Annotated in this window: 1 protein-coding gene and 2 pseudogenes (1 of these 3 only partly in view); all 3 read right to left on the bottom strand. The window is 74.6% G+C overall.

The features are described from left to right. Window positions 1-258 precede the first annotated feature (258 nt). Window positions 259-684 (bottom strand): annotated as a pseudogene (locus ACLJQZ_RS41140) (phosphopantetheine-binding protein); the annotation flags it as partial. A gap of 162 nt (window positions 685-846) precedes the next feature. Then, window positions 847-9948, bottom strand: a pseudogene (locus ACLJQZ_RS41135) (SDR family NAD(P)-dependent oxidoreductase); the annotation flags it as partial. Continuing rightward, window positions 9911-19745 carry the 3' end of a type I polyketide synthase gene (locus ACLJQZ_RS41130; protein ID WP_410626304.1) on the bottom strand. 15632 nt of this gene lie beyond the right edge of the window, so the window shows 9835 of its 25467 coding nt (coding positions 15633-25467); the start codon falls outside the window, past its right edge — the gene reads right to left on this strand; it ends in the stop codon at window positions 9911-9913. The pseudogene ACLJQZ_RS41135 and the gene ACLJQZ_RS41130, both read right to left, overlap by 38 nt.

Below are 19745 nucleotides of genomic sequence, written 5' to 3'. Positions count from 1 at the left end.
CGCGCCCGGTGGACGATGCGGTGGAAGCCAGTGATCAACGCGTTCGCCATCACGTTCGGTGACCGCTGGCCGGGAGCCGAGACCTACTGATCAACAACGCCGGAAACACCGATCACGGGATAGACCCGATGACCGTTCCCGCTCCTTGTGACGGAAGCGCCGACACGCGTGATTGAGGGGTCAACTCGCGTGATTGGGAGGTCGACACGACGAAACGGGGCCGCCGGCACTTGCCGGCGGCCCCGTTTCGCGTCTGGGTTAGGAGAGTTCGGAGTCGATCAGGCGGAACAGCTCGCCGTCGCTGGCGGAGTCCAGGGAGTCGAGGAACTCGTCGCCGCCGGCGTCCAGGCGGTCCAGCAGGGAGCGGAGGCGGGTGGTCAGGGTGGTCATCGTTGACGGGGTGAGGGCCGGGTTTTCCGCCAGGTGCTCGAAGCGGGTCAGCTCCGACAAGACGCGCTCCGCGGGGTCGGTTTCGGCCGGGCTCAGGCGGTCGCGCAGGTGCTCGCTCAGGTCGCGGGGGTTGGGGTGGTCGAACAGGACCGTCGCGGGGAGGGTGAGGCCCGTCGCGTAGCTGAGGCGGTTGCGCAGCTCCACCACCGTCAGCGAGTCGAACCCGATCTCCGTGAAGCCGACGTCCGGGTCGATCGCCTGCGGGGAGTTGTGGCCCAGCACGCTCGCCGCCAGCTCGCGGACGAGGGCCAGCAGCTCGCGTTGCTGCGCGGCCGGGTCGAGGTCGCCCAGCTGCGGCACGAACGAGCGCAGGCCCTCCTCGCTGATCTTGGCCGTGCGGCGGACCTTCGGGACCAGGCCGTGCAGCACCGGCGGGACGACGTGGCCGCGCAGAATCGCGAGGTCCAGCGCCACCGGGACGATCGTCGCCGCGCCGGAGCGGACCGCTGCGTCGAACAACGCCAGACCCTCCCCCGGACGCAGCCGCCGCATCCCCGACTTCTCCAGCCGCTGCGCGTCGACGTCGGCGAGCGTGCCCGCCATGCCGTCTTCCTGCGCCCACGGGCCCCACGCCAGCGACAGCGCCGGCAGGCCCTCGTCGCGCCGGAGTTCGGCCAGTGCGTCGAGGAACGAGTTCGCCGCCGCGTAGTTGCCCTGCCCGACGCCGCCGAGCAGGCCGCTCGCCGACGAGTACAGGACGAACGCCGAGAGGTCGAGATCGCGGGTCAGGTCGTGCAGGTGCCAGGCGCCGTCCACCTTGGGGCGCAACACCTTCTTCAGCCGCGCCGGGGTCAGCGAGCCGACGACGCCGTCGTCGAGCACGCCGGCCGTGTGCACGACCGCCGTCAGCGGGTGGTCGGCGGGCACCGACGCGAGCAGGTCCACGACGTCCTCGCGGTCCGACGTGTCGCACGCGGCCACCCGGACGTCGGCGCCGAGTTCCTTCAGCTCCGCCACCAGGTCCGCGGCCCCGGCGGAGCCGAGACCCCGACGGCTGGCGAGCAGCAGGTGCCGGACGCCGTGGGTGGTGACGAGGTGCCGGGCCAGCAGCCGGCCCAGTCCCCCGGTGCCGCCGGTGACGAGCACCGTGCCGTCGCCGAGGTCGAAGTCCGCACCCGCGGTGACCGCCCGCACCAGGCGAGCGCGGTGCGGGACGCCGTCGCGCACCGAGATCTGGGTCTCCCCCGACGCCACGACGACGGGCAGCACACCCGCATCGGACGCGCCGAGGTCGGCCAGCAGGAACCGGCCCGGGTTCTCCGACTGCGCGGCCCGGACGAGCCCGTGCACCGCGGCGGCGACCGGGCCACCGCCGCGGGTGACGAACACCGCCGGAACGCCGTCAAGGCCGTCGGAAGCCAGGAGGAACTGCAGCTGGTCCAGGACGGTCGCGGTCGCCCGGTGCGTGACGGCGGCGAGGTCGTCGCCCTCGGTCACGACCGGGATGACGAGCACGGCGTCGTCGCTCGCCGCGGCCACCAGGCCGGGCAGGTCGGCGTGGGCTTCGGCGTCCGGGAAACCCGCGGAGTCGCCGAGGACGAGCCAGCGGGCGGCCCGAGGCGCCGGTGACTCGGGCAACGGCGTCCACTCCAGGTGGAACAGCGAGTCGGAGCCCGACTCCCGCGAAGCGACGGCGGCTTCGCCGAGCACCACCGTCTCCGCCGACGCGACGAGCGCGCCGGTGGCGTCGGTGAGGTCGAGCGCGATCGTGTCCTCGGCCGTCCGCCGGACGTGGACGCGCGCGGCGGCGGCACCGGCGGCGTGCAGCGCGAACCGCGTCCAGCCGGTCGCCGCGCGGGGCGTGGAATCCAGCAGCGACACGGCTTGCAGTGCCGCGTCGAGCAACGCCGGGTGGAGCCCGAACTTGACGGCGTCGTCTTGCCGCTCGGCGGGCAGCGCGATCTCCGCGAACACCTCGTCCGCGGCCAGCCACGCCGTCCGCAGGCCGCGGAACGCGGCGCCGACGACGTGCCCGCACTCGGCGAGCCCGTCGTAGAAGTCCCCGAGATCGACTTCGGTCGCGTCGGGCGGCCACGTCGGGTCGACCGCGGGTTCGCCGGCGCCCATGGCGAGCCGGCCGGACGCGGTGCGCGTCCACGACGCCTCGCCGACACCCTCGGGCCGGGTCCAGATCGTCAGGTCCCGGTCACCCGCGGGGTTCGCGGCGCCGACGACGAGCTGGGCGTGCACCCCACCGACCGGCGGCAGCGTCAGCGGCGTCTCGACGGTCAGCTCGGCGACGACGTCGCAGCCGACCTCGTCACCCGCCCGCACGGCGAGTTCGACGAACCCGGCCTCCGGGAACACGATCGTCCCCTCGACGGTGTGGTCGGCCAGCCACGGCTGCACCTGCGGTGACAGCGCGCCGGTGAACAGGAACCCGCCGGACTCCGGCAGCGCGACCCCGGCGCCGAGCAGCGGGTGCTCGGCGGAGTGCAGGCCGGACAGGCGCAGGTCGCCGCCCGCGCCGTGGAACCCCTCGGGCCAGTACCGATCGGCGGCGAAGGGGTAGGTGGGCAGGTCGACCGGGACGCCGCCGCCGAAGAACGCGGCCCAGTCCAGGGGCACGTTCCGGGCGTGCAGGCGGGTCAGCGCGGTGGTCAGCGCGCGGCACTCGTCGCCGTCGGCGCGAACGGCCGCGACGACCTCCCCCGCGTCCTCGGCCAGGCTGTCGGCCGCCATCGCGGCGGCGACGCCGTCCGGGCCGACGTCGAGGAACGTCGTCGCACCGGCCTCGGCGAGCGTGGTGACTGCGTCCGCGAACCGCACGGCCTCGCGCGCCTGCCGCACCCAGTACTCCGGCGAGTCCAGTTCGGTCGCGAGGGCGCCGGTGACGCCCGAGACAACCGGGATTGACGGCGCAGCGAACTCCAGGCCGGCTACGACCTTGCCGAACTCTTCGAGCGCGGGTTCGATCAGCGGTGAGTGGAAGGCGTGGGAGACCGACAGCCGCCGCGTCTTCGCGAAGTGCGCTCCCAGCGCGAGCACCGCTTCTTCGGTGCCGGAGACGACGACGGACCGCGGGCCGTTGAGGGCGGCGATGGCGACGTCGCCGGTGAGCAGGGGCCGGACCTCGTCCTCGGTCGCGACGAGCGACAGCATCGCGCCGCCGGGCGGCAGGGCCTGCATGAGCCGGCCGCGCGCGGCGACCATCCGGCACGCGTCGGCCAGGCTCAGCACGCCGGTGACGTGCGCGGCCGCGATCTCGCCGATCGAGTGTCCGGTCACGAAGTCCGCCCGCACGCCCCACGACTCGAGGAGCCGGTAGATCGCGACCTCGAAGGCGAAGATGGCGGGCTGCGCGTAGCCGGTCTCGTCGAGCAGCTCGGTGTGGTCGCCGTGCAGTACGGAGCGCAGCGGGCGGTCGAGTTCGACGTCGAGGTGGGCGAGCACGGCGTCGAGCGCGTCGGCGAACACCGGGTACGCGGCGGCGAGGTCACGGCCCATGCCCGGACGCTGGCTGCCCTGCCCGGCGAACAGGATCGCGAGCTTCCCGCCGGCCGGTCCGGCCGCCGTGGGCGCCCGGGTTCCCCGTGCCAGTACGGTGAGGCCGTCGAGGAGTTCGTCCCGGTCGCCCGCGACGAGACCGGCGCGGTGGTCGAACCGCGCGCGGCCCGCCAGCGCGGCGGCCAGGTCGGCGACGGCGACGTCCGGGTACTCGGTGACGAACGCGGCCAGGCGGTCGGCCTGCGCCGCGAGCTGGTCGGGTGTGCGAGCGGAGACCACGACGGGCACCGGACCGGCCACCGAGGCCGGTGCCGGCTCGGGCGCCGTGGCCTGCTCCAGGATCACGTGGGCGTTGGTGCCGCTGACACCGAACGACGACACGCCCGCGCGGCGCGGCCGTCCCGTCTCGGGCCAGTCCTGCTGGTCGCCCAGCAAGGTGACGGCGTCGGGCTGCCAGTCCACTTTGGACGTCGGCGCGTCGAGGTGCAGGGTCTTCGGCAGCACGCCGTGGCGGATGGCCTCGACCATCTTGATCACCCCGGCGACACCGGCGGCGGACTGCGAGTGGCCGATGTTGGACTTGATCGAGCCGAGCAGCAGCGGCCGTTCGCGGCCCGTGCCGTAGGCCGCGATCAGGGCCTGGGCCTCGATCGGGTCGCCCAGCTGGGTGCCGGTGCCGTGCGCCTCGACGGCGTCGACCTCGGTGCCGGTCAGGCCCGCGTTGGCCAGGGCCTGGCGGATGACGCGCTGCTGCGACGGCCCGTTCGGGGCGGTGAGGCCGTTGGACGCGCCGTCGGAGTTGACCGCGGTCCCGCGGACGACGGCCAACGGCGTGTGGCCGTTGCGGACGGCGTCGGACAGGCGCTCCAGCAGGAGCAGGCCGGTCCCCTCGGACCAGCCGGTGCCGCCCGCGGCCTCGTCGAACGACCGGCAGCGCCCGTCGGCCGCGAGCCCGCCCTGGTAGCTGAACTCGACGAACGCGCTGGGTGTCGCCATCACCGTGACGCCGCCGGCGACGGCCAGGGAGCACTCGCCGGACGCCAGGGCGCGCGCGGCCATGTGCAGCGCGACCAGCGAAGACGAGCACGCGGTGTCGACGGTGACCGACGGGCCTTCGAGACCGAACAGGTAGGAGATCCGGCCGGACAGGACGCTGGTCGCGGCGCCGGTGAGCAGGTGCCCGGCCAGCTCCGGCGGCGGCGAATAGCCGTTGCCGGAGCCGCCGACGTAGACGCCGGTGTCGCTGCCGCGCAGGCTGTCCGAGCCGATTCCGGCGCGTTCGAACAGCTCCCAGGCCGTTTCGAGGAGCTGACGCTGCTGCGGGTCCATGGCCAGGGCTTCGCGGGGCGAGATGCCGAAGAAGCCGGCGTCGAAGTCGGCGACGCCGTCGACGAACCCGCCTTCCTGGACGTACGACATGCCGCCGCTGAGGCCGAGCAGGTCCCAGCCGCGGTCGACGGGGAACTCGGTGATCGCGTCGGTGCCGTCGGCGACGAGGCGCCACAGGTCCTCGGGCGAGCGGACGCCGCCCGGGTAGCGGCAGCTCATGCCGACGATGACGATCGGGTCGCCGTCGACGATCCCCGAAGCCGCCGGGGCGGCGGCGAGGTCGCCGCCGCCGAGCAGTTCGGTCGCCAGCAGGCGCGCGACGGCGTCCGGGCGCGGGTGGTCGAACACGAGCGTGGAGGGCAGGGTGAGGCCGGTCGCGGCGTTGATCCGGTTCCGCAGCTCCACCGAGGTGAGCGAGTCGAAGCCGAGGTCGCGGAACGGCCGGCGGGCCTCGATGGCGGCGCCACCCGCGTAGCCCAGCAGCCCGGCGACCTGATCGCGGACGAGGTCGAGCAGCGCGTCTTCGCGTTCGCGCTCGGACAGGCCGCGCAGCCGGCCCAGCAGCGCCGACGCGGTCGAGACGGCGTCGGCGGACGGGCCTTCCGCCAGGTCCCGCACCTCGGGCAGCTCGTCGAGCAGGGCGCCGGACCGGCGGGAGGTCAGAGCCGGGACGAACCGGTCCCACCGGACGTCGGCGAGCACGACGGCGGTGTCGTCGTGGGCGACGGCCTGGCCGAGGGCGAGCAGCGCCTGGTCCGGGTCGAGGGGCGGCAGGCCGCGCGCCCGCAGGAACTCGGCCGTCTCCTCGTCGGCGGCGACGCCGGTGCCGGCCCACGCGCTCCACGCGATCGACGTCGCGGCCAGGCCGCGGTCGCGGCGGTGGCGAGCCAGGGCGTCGAGGCCGGTGTCGACGGCGGCGCGGTCACGCTGGCCTTCGGCGCCCCAGATCGCGGACACCGACGAGAACAGCACGAACGCTTCGAGGTCGTGGTCGTGCAAAACGTCGTCGAGCAGGACCGCGGAGTCGTAGGCACCGGCTTCCGCCATGCCTGCGGTGTGCAGCACTGCGGTCAGCGGCCGGTCCACCGGGACGGTGGCGAGCAGGGTCGTCAGGGCGTCGCGGTCGGCGAGGTCGTCCGGGCCCGCGTGCAGGACGTTGACGTCGGAGAGCCAGCGGGTGACGTGCTCGCCGAACCCTTCGTGGCCACCGGTGACCAGGACGGTGCCGTGCGGGCGCCACGGCTCGGCCGCTCCCCCGGCCGCGGAGCGGACCAGACGGCGGCCGAACAGTCCGGACGCGCGCACGGCGACCTGGTCTTCGGGCCCACCGACGGCGGCCGCGAATCGGGCCGCGGCCCGGGCGTCGAGCGTCTCGGGCAAGTCGATCAGGCCGCCCCAGGCACGCGGGAACTCCAGGGCCAGCACCCGCCCGGCGCCCCAGAGCGCGGCGCGGGCGGCGTTGTGGACCGGCTCGGAGCGGCCGACCGACACCGCGCCACGGGTGACGCACCACAGCGGCACCACGGCCTCGGCCAGCGCCTCGGTGAGCGCGGCGGTGGTGGCGAAGGAGGTCCCGTCGAGGTCCAGCAGCGAGAGGACGCCGGTGTAGTCCTGGCCCGGCAACGCTTCGCGCAGGACGTCGACGGCGTCGGCCTCGACGCGGACCTGGACGGCGTTCAGCGTGTCGAGGGCTTCCGCGATGTCGGCGGGCAGGTCGGCGGGCACGAGCGCGAGCCACCGGCCCGGCGCGGACGTCTCGACCGACAGCGGCTTCCAGGTGATGCGGTAGCGCCAAGCGTCCACAGCGGACTGTTCGCCGCGGCGGCGTCGCCACGACGACAGCGCGGGCAGCACCCGGGTGAGTGCGTCCTCCTCGACGTCGAGGGTGGTGCTGAGCGTGGCGAAGTCGGCGTCGTCGACGGCGGTCCAGAACTCGGCCTCCGCCGGGTCCGCGACGGCGTCGGCCGAGGCCGCCTCGGGCCAGTAGTACTCGTGCTGGAAGGCGTAGGTGGGCAGCGGGACGATCCGCGCGCCGGTGGCCAGCAGCGCCTTCCAGTCCGGGCTGACGCCGCGGACGTGCGCCTCGGCGACCGAGGTCAGGAACCGGTCGAGGCCGCCGTTGTCGCGGCGCAGGGTGCCGGTGACGACCGCGCGGGCGTCGGCGGATTCGGCGGTGTCCTGGATCGCGACGGCCAGCACCGGGTGCGAGCTGATCTCGAAGAACACCTGGTACTGCAAGGAAAGCAGCTCACGAACGGCGTCTTCGAAGCGGACGCGCTGACGCAGGTTCCGGTACCAGTACGCGGCGTCCATCTTCGTCGTGTCGAGCCAGTCGCCGTCGACCGTGGAGAAGAACGGGATGTCCGACTGGCGCGGCGCGAGCCCGGCCAGCGCGGTGTGCAGCTCCTGCTCGATCAGCTCGACGTGCGCGGAGTGGGACGCGTAGTCGACGTCGACGCGGCGGACGCGGATCTCGGCCGCGGTCAGCTCGGCGATCAGCTGCTCCCCCGCCTCCGGGTCCCCGGCGACGACGACGGACGACGGGCTGTTGACCACGGCGACCGACAGCTTGCCCTCGTACGGCGTCAGCCGCGCTTCGACGTCGGCGACCGGCAGGGCCACCGAGATCATGCACCCGGCACCGGCCAGCCGGCGGGCGATGGCCTGGCTGCGCAACGCGACGACGCGGGCGGCGTCGGCCAGGCTCAGCGCGCCGGAGACGCAGGCGGCGGCGATCTCGCCCTGGGAGTGGCCGGCGACGGCGTCCGGCCGGATGCCGGCGGACTGCCAGAGCGCGGCCAGGCCGACCATCACGGCGAACGACACGGGCTGGATGACGTCGACCCGGTCCAGCTTGGGCGCGTCGTCGTCACCGCGCAGGACGGCGGTCAGCGACCAGTCGACGTGCGCGGACAGGGCTGCTTCGCACTCGGCGATCCGGGCCGCGAACACCGGCGACTCGGCCAGGAGCCGCGCGCCCATGCCGGCCCACTGCGCGCCCTGGCCGGGGAAGACGAAGACGATCTGGCCGTCGACGTCGGCGGCGCCGGTGGTCACCGCTGGGTCCGGGGTGCCGGAGGCGAGTGCCGCGAGGCCCACGCGGGGGTCGTCGGCGACGATCACCGCGCGGTGATCGAGGGCGGCGCGGGACGCGGCCAGCGACCACGCGAGGTCGGGCGCGTCGAGGTCGCCGTCGCCGAGGTGGGTGAGCAGGCGGGCGGCCTGGGCTTTCAAAGCGGCTTCGGTGCGCCCGGCCAGCACGAACGGGCGGACCCCGGCGGGCGCGGTTTCCCCGGCGGTCGCTTCAGCCGGGGCGGCCTGTTCGAGGATGACGTGGGCGTTGGTGCCGCTGATGCCGAACGACGAGACGGCGGCGCGGCGCGCGCGATCCACCTCGGGCCAGGCGGTGTTCTCGGTGACGACCTCGACGGCGCCCGCCGTCCAGTCCACCTGGGACGACGGGCCGTCCAGGTTCACGGACTTCGGGACGACGCCGTGGCGCAGCGCCTGGACCATCTTGATCACGCCCGCGACGCCGGCGGCGGCCTGGGTGTGGCCGATGTTCGACTTCACCGAGCCGAGCAGCAGCGGCGTTTCCCGGCCGCGGCCGTAGGTGGCCAGCAGGGCCTGCGCCTCGATCGGGTCGCCCAGGGGCGTCCCGGTGCCGTGGCCTTCGACGACGTCCACATCGGACAGTCCAAGCCCGGCACCGGTCAGCGCCTGGCGGATGACACGCTGCTGCGACGGGCCGTTGGGGGCGGTGATGCCGTTGGACGCGCCGTCCTGGTTGACCGCGGAGCCGCGCAGCACGGCCAGGACGTCGTGGCCGTTGCGACGCGCGTCCGTCAGGCGCTCCAGCATGATCAGGCCGACGCCCTCGGACCAGCCGACGCCGTCCGCGGCGTCCGCGTAGGACTTGCAGCGGCCGTCGCGGGCGAGGCCGCCCTGCGCGGAGAAGTCGACGAACGAACCGGGCGTCGCCATGATCGTGACACCACCGGCGAGGGCCAGGTCGCAGTCGCCCGCGCGCAGCGCCTGCGCGGCCCAGTGCATCGCGACCAGCGACGACGAGCACGCCGTGTCGATCGTGACGGCCGGCCCTTCGAGGCCCAGCGAATACGAGACGCGGCCGGACATGACGCTGCCCGCGGTGCCGACGCCGAGGAAGCCGAGGGCCTCGTCGGGGAACTGTGCGCCCTGGCCGTAGTCGTGGTACATCACGCCGGCGAAGACGCCGGTCTTGCTGCCGCGCAACGAAAGCGGGTCGACGCCGGCGCGCTCGATGGCCTCCCACGACGTCTCCAGCAGGAGGCGCTGCTGCGGGTCCATCGCCAGGGCTTCACGCGGCGAGATGCCGAACAGGCCCGGGTCGAACTTCCCGGCGCCGTCGACGAAACCGCCTTCGCGGACGTAGGAGCGGCCACGCTCGTCGCCGAACAGCGAGTCCAGGTCCCAGCCGCGGTCCTCGGGGAACCCGGCGATGCCGTCGCCCCCGGAGAGAACGAGGTCCCAGAGGTCCTCCGGCGACCGCACCCCACCCGGGTAGCGGCACGCCATCGACACGATCGCGACCGGCTCCTGCTCCGCCGACTCCAGCTCCTCGACCCGCTTGCGCGTCTTGGCGAGGTCGGCGGTGACCCACTTGAGGTACTCGACGAGCTTCTTGTCCTCGGTCATGGCGGCCTCAGCCTTCCTGGTCGAAGGGGGACCCGGGTGCGTCACCGAGCCGGCCCAGTTCGTTGTCGATGAAGGCGAACACCTCGTCGGTGCTGGCCGCGTCGATCCGGTCGGTGACGTCTTCAGGCGCGGCCGCACCGCCGATCTTCGCCAGGATCCGGCGCAGCCGGGCCGCGACCTCCGCCTGGGCGACGTCGTCGGCCGAGCTGGCCTCCATCAGCTCGTCGAGCCGGTCGAGCTCCGCCGGCAGCGACGTCGCCGCGGCGGGAGCGGGCGCGAGTTCGGTCCGCAGGTGCCGGGCGAGCCCGGCCGGGGTCGGGTAGTCGAAGACGAGCGTCGCGGACAGCGTCAGGCCGGTGGCCGCGGCCAGGCGGTTGCGGAACTCGACGGCGGTCAGCGAGTCAAAACCGAGTTCGCGGAACTCGAGGCCGCCGTCGATCCGGTCGGCCGGGTGGCCGAGCACGGCCGAGACCTGGGCCCGCACGAGCGTCAGCAGCGTCCGGTCCTGCTCATTCTCCCGCATCCCGGCGAGCTTCAGGCGCAGGTCGCCGGCCGCGGCCCGGTCGGCTCCGGCGGCAGCGCTGCGCCGTCCCGGACGGCCGATCGGCCGCAGCAGCCAGGGCAGCTCACCACGGGTCCGCAGCACGGGCAGGTCAACGAGCACCGGCACGAGCGCCGATTCCGTCGACGCCACGGCGCGATCGAACAGCTCCGCGCCCTGCTCAAGGCCGAGCGGCGGCATCCCGCCGCGGACCATGCGCTCGCGTTCGGCGTCGGTCAGGTCGCCGGTCATGCCGGTGTCCCAGGCGCCCCAGGCCAGCGACAGCCCGGCCAGGCCCCGGTCGCGGCGCAGGTCGGCGAGGGCGTCGAGGAACGCGTTGGCCGCCGCGTAGTTCGCCTGACCCGGCGTGCCGATGGTGCCGGCTACCGAGGAGAACAGGACGAACCCGGCGAGGGGCAGTTCGGCGGTCAGTTCGTGCAGATGCCAGGCCGCGTCGAGCTTCGGCGCGAACACCGTGTCCAGGCGCTCGGCCGTCAGCGAGCCGACGACGCCGTCGTCGACCACCCCGGCGGTGTGCACGACGGCGGTGAGCGGGTGCTCGGCCGGGATGCCCGCCAGCAGCGCGGCGAGAGCGTCGCGGTTAGCGACGTCGCAGGCCTCGACGCGGACGTCGGCCCCGGCCGTTTCGAGTTCGGCGACCAGCTCGGCGACGCCGTCGGCGGCCGGGCCGCGGCGGCTGGCCAGCAGCAACCGTCGGGCACCGCGGGTGACAAGGTGCCGGGCGAAGACCCGGCCCAGGCCACCGGTGCCGCCGGTGATGAGCACGGTGCCGTCGGGGTCCCACGCCGTCTCGGTGGTCTCCAGGGTCGCGCGGGCCAGGCGGGCCACGTTCAGGACGCCGTCACGCAGGACCAGCTGGGGTTCGCCGGTGGCGACCGCGGCGCGCAGGGCGTCCGCGTCGGGCTCGTCGACGTCCAGGAGCACGAACCGTCCGGGGTCCTCCGACTGGGCCGAGCGCACCAGGCCCCAGACGGCGGCGGCCGCGACGTCCGTGCGGCCCGGACCGGCGGCACCGCGCGTCACGAACACGACCTTGGTGGCCGGGTCCGTCTGGAGCTGGTCGAGCACCGACGCGGTGAGCGCGTGCGCGGAGGCTCCGGCGTCGGCGTCACCGGTCACCGGGACGGCGATCACTCCGGCACCGGACGCCACGGCGGCGGCCAGGTCGGGGTGGGTGTCGCAGCCCAGGGTTTCGGCCAACCCGAAGCCGTCGCCGACGACCGCCCAGGTGCTGTCGTCCGGTTCGGAGACCGGGACCGGCAGCCAGTTCAGGCGGAACAGCGGGTCGGCCGCGTCCGGCGCGGTGGCCGCGCGGAGGGTGACGCCGGTGGCCGACAGGACGGGCTTGCCCGCCTCGTCGGCGATGGCGAGGGACACGGAGTCGCCGCCGGCCGGGGAGATCCGGACGCGGGCGCGGCTCGCGCCGGCCGCGTGCAGCGACACACCGGTCCAGGCGAACGGCAACCCGGCCGGGGCGCCTTCGCCGAAGCCGATGGCCTGCAACGCGGCGTCGAGCAACGCCGGGTGCAGCCCGAACCGCGCAGCTTCCTGGCCGTCGGGCAGCGCCAGTTCGGCGAAGACGTCGGCGCCGTCCTGCCAGACGCGGCTGAGGCCCTGGAACGCGGGCCCGTAACCGAATCCGGCTTCGGCGGACGTCTCGTAGAAGCCCGTCAAGTCCACTTCGGACGCTTCGGCGGGCGGCCAGGTCTCGGGCACCGGCTCGGCGGCCACCGCCTGCGGCGACAGCGTGCCGGTCGCGTGGCGGACCCACTCGTCGGTGTCGTCGGCGCGGGAGGAGATCGTCAGCTCGCGGCGGCCGGACTCGTCCGGCTCCCCCGCGGCCAGCTGCAGGACGACGGCGCCGTCCGGTTCGAGGACCAGGGGCACGGACAGGGTCAGGTCGGCCACCGACGCGCAGCCGACCTCGTCGGCCGCACGCACGGCCAGTTCGAGGAAAGCCGCGCCCGGGAACAGGATCCGGCCGCCGATGACGTGGTCGCGCAGCCACGGCTGGGTGGCCGCGGAGAGCCGGCCGGAGAACAGGACGCCGAGCGAGTCGGCCAGGGTCACGGTCGCGCCGAGCAGCGGGTGGCCCGTCGGTGCGAGGCCGAGCCCGGTGGCGTCGCCCCCGGCGGCCGGCAGGGGCCAGAACCACTCGTGCTGGAACGCGTAGGTCGGCAGGGCGACGCGCTGCGCACCGGCGAAGTAGTCGTCCCAGCCGATGCTGACGCCGGCGACGTGCAGCCGCGCGATCGCCTCGGTGACCGCGGCGGCTTCGTCACGGTCCTTGCGCAGCAACGGAATGACGCTCGCGGCCGGCTCGTCGACGGAAGCGGACAGGGTCGCGTCCGGGCCCACCTCGGCGAAGACGGTGACCCCGGCTTCCGTGAGCCGCTCGACCGCGTCGCCGAAGCGAACGGTGTCGCGGATCTGGCTGACCCAGTACTCCGGCGACGTGACGTCACCGGCCGAGACGACGGGCACGCGCGGCTTCGCGAACTCCAGGTTCGCCACGACCTCGCCGAACTCGGCGAGCATCGGCTCCATCAGGACGGAGTGGAAGGCGTGCGACACACGCAGGCGGCGCTGCTTGGCGAACTTCGACGCCACCGCGACGACCGCGTCCTCGTGCCCGGACAGGACCACCGAGCCCGGGCCGTTGACGGCCGCGACGTCGACGCCCTCGCCGAGCAGCGGCAGGACGTCCGACTCGGACGCGCGCACCGCGACCATGACACCGCCGGTCGGCAACGCGCCCATGAGCCGGGCGCGGGCGGACACCAGGGCGCACGCGTCGGGCAGGGACAGCACGCCGGCCACGTGGGCGGCGGCGATCTCGCCGACGGAGTGCCCGGTCACGAAGTCCGGGTGCACCCCCCACGATTCCAGCAGGCGGAACAGCGCGACCTCGAAGGCGAACAGCGCGGGCTGCGCGAACTCCGTGCGATCGATCAGGTCCGCGTCGCCCAGCGCGTCGCGGACGGCCGGGTCGAGCAGGGCCAGGATCTCGTCGAACGCGCCCGCGAACACCGGGTACACCTCGTGCAGCCGGCGGCCCATGCCGATCCGCTGCGAGCCCTGCCCGGCGAAGAGGAACGCGACCGGCGGGGCGACTCGCGCCTCGCCGCGGACGACTCCGGCGGGGGTCTCGCCGGCGGCCAGGTCACGCAGGCCGCTGACCAGGCCGTCGAGGTCGTCGGCGACGACGGCCGCGCGCTGGGCCAGCGCCGCGCGTGTCACGGCGGCGGAGTAGGCGAGGTCGGCCGGGGCGAGGGTGTCGTCGGCCTCGATCCGGTCGGCCAGGCGCGCGGCCTGGGCCCGGAGCGCCTCCGGAGTCCGCCCGGAGACGACGACCGGCACCGGGCGGGACACCGGCTCGGAAGGACGCGGCGCGGGCCGGTCGGCCGGAGCGGGCTGCTCCAGGATGACGTGCGCGTTGGTGCCGCTGATGCCGAACGACGACACCGCCGACCGGCGGACGCGGTCCACCTCGGGCCAGGAGGTGTTCTCCGGCACCAGCGAGACCGCGCCCTCGGTCCAGTCCACATGGGACGACGGCTCGGCCGAGAACCGGGACTGCGGGACGACACCGTGGCGCATGGCCTGCACCATCTTGATGACGCCCGCGACGCCGGCGGCGGCCTGGGTGTGGCCGATGTTCGACTTCACCGAGCCCAGCAGCAACGGCGTCTCCCGGTCGCGGCCGTAGGTCGCGAGGAGGCTCTGGGCCTCGATCGGGTCGCCCAGCGGCGTCCCGGTGCCGTGGCCTTCGACGACGTCCACATCGGACACGCCGAGCCCGGAGACCGACAGCGCCTGCCGGATCACGCGCTGCTGCGACGGGCCGTTCGGGGCGGTCAGGCCGTTGGACGCGCCGTCCTGGTTGACCGCCGAGCCGCGCAGCACGGCCAGGACTTCGTGCCCGTTGCGACGCGCGTCGGACAGGCGTTCCAGCATGACCAGGCCGACACCTTCGGCCCAGCCGACGCCGTCGGCGGAGTCGGAGAATGACTTGCAGCGGCCGTCGCCGGCGAGGCCACCCTGCGCCGAGAAGTCCACGAACGCGCCCGGCGTCGCCATCACGGTCACGCCGCCGGCGAGCGCCAGTTCGCAGTCACCGGCCCGCAGCGCCTGTGCGGCCCAGTGCATCGCGACCAGCGACGACGAGCACGCCGTGTCGATCGTGACGGCCGGGCCTTCCAGCCCCAGCGCGTAGGAGACACGGCCGGACATCACGCTGCCCGCGGTGCCGATCCCGAGGAAGCCGAGGGCCTCCTCCGGGAACTGCACCCCCTGGCCGTAGTCGTGGTACATCACCCCGGCGAAGACGCCGGTCCGGCTGCCCCGCAGCGACATGGGGTCGACGCCGGCGCGTTCGATCACTTCCCAGGACGTCTCCAGGAGGAGGCGCTGCTGCGGGTCCATCGCCAGCGCTTCGCGCGGCGAGATCCCGAAGAGCCCAGGATCGAAGCTTCCCGCACCACCGAGAAAACCGCCTTCACGAACATAAGAACGTCCCCGATCCGCCCCGAAGAGGCCACTCAGGTCCCAGCCGCGGTCGGCCGGGAAGGGTCCGACGCCGTCGCCGCCGGTCAGGACCATGTCCCACAGGTCCTCCGGCGAGGTCACGCCGCCCGGGTAGCGGCAGGCCATCGACACGATCGCGATCGGCTCGTCGGCTACCGGCGTGGTCGTGGTCCGCGCGCGCAGCACCGGTGCGGCGTCCGCGCCGGACAGCTCGTCGCGCAGGTAACCGGCGAGCACGACCGGCGTCGGGTGGTCGAACACGAGCGTCGCGGGCAGCCGCAGACCGGTCGCGGAGGCGAGGTGGTTGCGGAACTCGACCGCGGTCAGCGAGTCGAAGCCGAGGCCGCGGAACTCGCGGGCGACGTCGACGGTGGTGGCGTCGAACCCGAGCACCGCCGCGACCTGCGCGCGGATGACGTCGAGCAGCACCTTCTGCTGCTCCCCCTCGCGCAGGCCGGAAAGCCGGTCGCGCAGGGCGTTCGCGGTCGGCGTCGACCGGCCCGCACCGCGGCGGCCCGGGCGGCCGACCGGGCGCACCAGCCACGGCGGCTCGGCCTGCGACCGGATCAGCGGCAGGTCCATCAGCACCGGCACCAGGGCCGGTTCGCCGGATTCCAGGGCGCGGTCGAACAGCTCGCAGCCCTGCTCGAACGGCAGCGGCGGCATGCCCGCGCGGGTCATCCGGTCGCGGTCGGCGTCGGTCAGGGTGCCGGTCATGCCGGTCTCCCACGCGCCCCAGGCCAGCGACGTCGCGGCGAGGCCGCGGTCGTGCCGGTGGGCGGCGAGCGCGTCGAGGAAGGCGTTGGCGGCGGCGTAGTTCGCCTGGCCCGGCGAGCCGATCGTGCCGGCCACCGAGGAGAACAGCACGAACGCGGCGACGTCGCCGGCCAGCTCGTGGAGGTGCCACGCGGCGTCGGCCTTCGGGCGCAGCACGGTGTCGAGACGAGCGGCGTCGAGGGAACCGATGACGCCGTCGTCGAGGACACCGGCGGCGTGCACGACGGCGGTGAGCGGCCGGTCGGCCGGGATCGCGGCCAGCAGCGCGGCGACGGCGTCGCGGTCGGCGAGGTCGCACGCCTCGACACTGACCTCGGTGCCGTGCGCGGCGAGTTCGGCGACCAGCTCGACCAGACCGTCGGCGGCCCCGCCGCGGCGGCTGGCCAGCAGGACGTGCCGGGCGCCGTACTCGGCGGCGATGTGCCGGGCGAAGACCCGGCCCAGGCCACCGGTACCGCCGGTGATGAGCACGGTCCCGTCGGGGTTCCAGGCGGCACTTTCACGTGAAAGTGCCGCATTCGGACGGCCGAGGCGGGCGACGCGGGCGGTGCCGTCGCGCAGCAGCAGCTGGGGTTCGCCGGTGGCCAGCGCGGCGGGCAGGCCGGTCAGCGACGCGTCGTCGACGTCGGCGAGCACGAACCGGCCCGGGTCCTCCGACTGGGCCGAGCGCACGAGACCCCAGACGGCGGCCGCGGCGAGGTCGGTCGGCGCGGTGCCGACGGCGCCGTCGGTCACGAAGACGACCCGGCCGAAGCCGCGTTCGCTCGCGGCCTGCACGACGGCCAGGACGTCGGCGGTGACGCGGCGGAGGGCGTCGGGGATGTCGCCGGTGCCGTGGACCGGGACGACGAGGACGTCGGGGTCCGCGGCCAGCGCGGCGTCGAGGTCCGGGTACTCCGGGCCGAGTTCGCCGAGGCGGGTGCCCTGGCCGAGTACGGCCCACTGGCCGTCCGGCTCTCCGGCGGGCACGGGCAGCGGCACCCAGTCCAGGCGGAACAGCGGCTCGGGACCGGCGGCGGCCTGGGTCGTCGCCCGCAGCGTCAGGGCGTCGACCGAGAGCACGGGCGCGCCGGACTCGTCGGTCAGGGTGAGCGTGACGGCGTCGGCGGCGGCCCGGGTGATCCGGGCGCGGACCTTCTCCGCGCCGGTCGCGTGGAGCACGGCACCGGCCCAGGAGAACGGCAGGCCGCCGGGCACGGAGTCCACAAAGGACACCGCTTGCAGGACCGAGTCGAGCAGGGCCGGGTGCAGGCCGAACGCGTCGGCGTCCTCGCCGGGCAGCTCCGCCTCGACGAAGACTTCGCCGTCGCGCAGCCAGACGCGCCGCAGGCCCTGGAACTCCGGGCCGTACGCGAAGCCGGCGCCGGCGAAGTTGTCGTAGAACGCGGTGAGGTCGACGGGCTCGGCGCCGGACGGCGGCCACTCGGTGTCCGGCGCGGCGGTCGGCAGCGTGCCGGGGGCGACAATGCCGGTGCCGTGGCGGACCCACTCGGCGTCCGGTCCCTCGGCCCGCGACGAGACGCCGACCTCGCGACGGCCCGCAGCGTCGGGCGCGCCGACGACGAGCTGCACCAGGCTGGCGGTGTCGCCGAGCACGAGCGGCGCGGCGACGGTGAAGTCCTCGACCTGGCCGCAGCCGACCTGGTCGCCGGCCCGCACGACCAGCTCCAGGAAACCGGCGCCCGGGAACAGGACCTGGCCGCCGATGACGTGGTCGCCCAGCCACGGCGTCGTCTTCAGCGACAGCCGGCCGGAGAACACCAGGTCGCCGGAGCCCGCGACCTCGGTGATCGCGCCGAGCAGCGGGTGCCCGGCCGCGGTCAGGCCGAGGCCGCCGAGCTGGCCCGCGCCGGCCACGAGCCGCGGCCAGAAACGCTGCCGCTGGAACGGGTAAGTGGGCAGTGCGACGCGCCGGGCGCCGGTGCCCTCGAACAGCGCAGCCCAGTCGACCACCACCCCGCCGGTGTGGAGGGCGGCCAGCGCGGTGACGGCGGCCGTCTCCTCGTCGCGGCCGGCGCGCAGCACCGGCGCGAGGACCTGGTCGTCACCGTCGACGAGGGCGGTGAGCACGGCGTCCGGGCCGAGTTCGACGAACGCGCTGACGCCCGCCTCGGTGAGCCGGGTGACGGCGTCGGCGAACCGGACGGTGCCGCGGACCTGGCCGACCCAGTACTCCGGCGACGTGACATCGCCGTCGCACACCACCGGGACGTCCGGCTCGGCGAAGGTCAGGGTCTCGGCGACCGCGCGGAACTCGGCGAGCATCGGGTCCATCGCCGCGGAGTGGAAGGCGTGGGACACGGTGAGCCGCTTGGTCTTCTCGAACCGCGCGGCGACCTCGAGCACGGCGTCCTCGACGCCGGAGAGCACGACGGCCTCGGGCCCGTTGACGGCGGCGAGCGAGACGTCGTCGTTGAGGAGCGGCCGGACGTCGTCCTCGGTGGCCCGGATCGCCACCATCGCCCCGCCCGCGGGCAGGGCCTGCATCAAGCGGGCGCGGGCGGCGACGAGCGTGCAGGCGTCGGCGAGGGACAGCACACCCGCACAGTGGGCGGCCGCGATCTCGCCGACGGAGTGCCCGGCGAGGAACGCGGGCCGCGCACCCCACGACCGCACGAGCCGGAACAGGGCCACTTCCAGCGCGAACAGCGCGGGCTGGGCCCAGCCGGTCTCGTCGAGCGCTCCCGCGTCTTCGCCGAAGACGACGTCGCGCAGCGGGCGCGGCAGCTCCTTGTCGAGGTGGGCGCAGACGGCGTCGAAGGCGTCGGCGAACACCGGGAAGCGCTCGTAGAGCCCGCGGCCCATGCCGAGCCGCTGCGAACCCTGGCCGGTGAAGAGGAACGCGGCCGTGCGCTCGCGGGCGACGCCGCGGGCGACCTGGTCGCCGGGGGCGAGCAGCACTGCGCGGTGCTCGAACGCCGCCCGCGTCGTGACCAGGGAGAAGCCGGTGTCGACCGGGTCGAGGTCGCGGGGCAGGGCCGCGAGCTGCGCGTCCAGGGCGGCTTCGGACCGGCCGGACAGGACCCACGGCACGACACCCGGGGTGACGTCGCGGCGCGGTTCGACCGGCACGTGGGCGGGCGCCTGCTCGATGATCACGTGGGCGTTCGTGCCGCTGAGGCCGAACGACGAGATGCCGGCGCGGCGCGGGTGGCCGTTCTCGCGCCACTCGGTCGCCTCGGTGACCAGCCGGATGTCGCCGCCCGTCCAGTCCACGTGGGACGACGGCTCGGTGACGTGCAGGGTCGCGGGCACCAGTTCCCGTTGCAGGGCCAGGACCATCTTGATGATCCCGGCGACGCCGGCCGCGGCCTGGGTGTGCCCGAGGTTGGACTTGACCGAGCCGAGCAGCAGCGGCCGCTCGCGGTCGCGGCCGTACGCGGCGAGCAGCGCCTGGGCCTCGATCGGGTCGCCCAGGGTGGTGCCGGTGCCGTGGCCTTCGACGACGTCCACTTCGGACGGCTGCAGCCCGGCCGACGCGAGGGCCTGGCGGATGACGCGCTGCTGCGACGGCCCGTTGGGGGCGGTGAGGCCGTTGGACGCGCCGTCGGAGTTGATGGCCGAACCGGCGACGACCGCCAGGACGTCGTGACCGTGCCGGCGCGCGTCGGACAGCCGCTCGACGACGAGCACGCCGACGCCTTCGGACCAGCCCGTGCCGTCGGCGGAGTCGGAGTAGGCCTTGCAGAGGCCGTCCGGCGCGAGGCCGTTCTGGCGGCTGAAGCCGACGAAGCTGACCGGGGTGGACATCACCGTGACGCCACCGGCGAGGGCGAGTTCGCACTCACCGGCGCGCAGGGCCTGGGCGGCCAGGTGCAGCGCGACCAGCGACGACGAGCACGCCGTGTCGATCGTCATGGCCGGGCCTTCGAGGCCGAGCGCGTAGGACAGCCGGCCGGACACGACGCTGGCCGCGACGCCGGTGCCCGCGTGGGCCTCGACGTCGGTGGCGGAGTTGACGATCACTCCGGCGTAG

Source organism: Amycolatopsis sp. cmx-8-4 (assembly GCF_046548675.1).
GTDB lineage: Bacteria > Actinomycetota > Actinomycetes > Mycobacteriales > Pseudonocardiaceae > Amycolatopsis.
The sequence above is the reverse complement of the archived record's forward strand: the minus strand, read 5'-3'. Positions and strand labels throughout refer to the sequence as shown.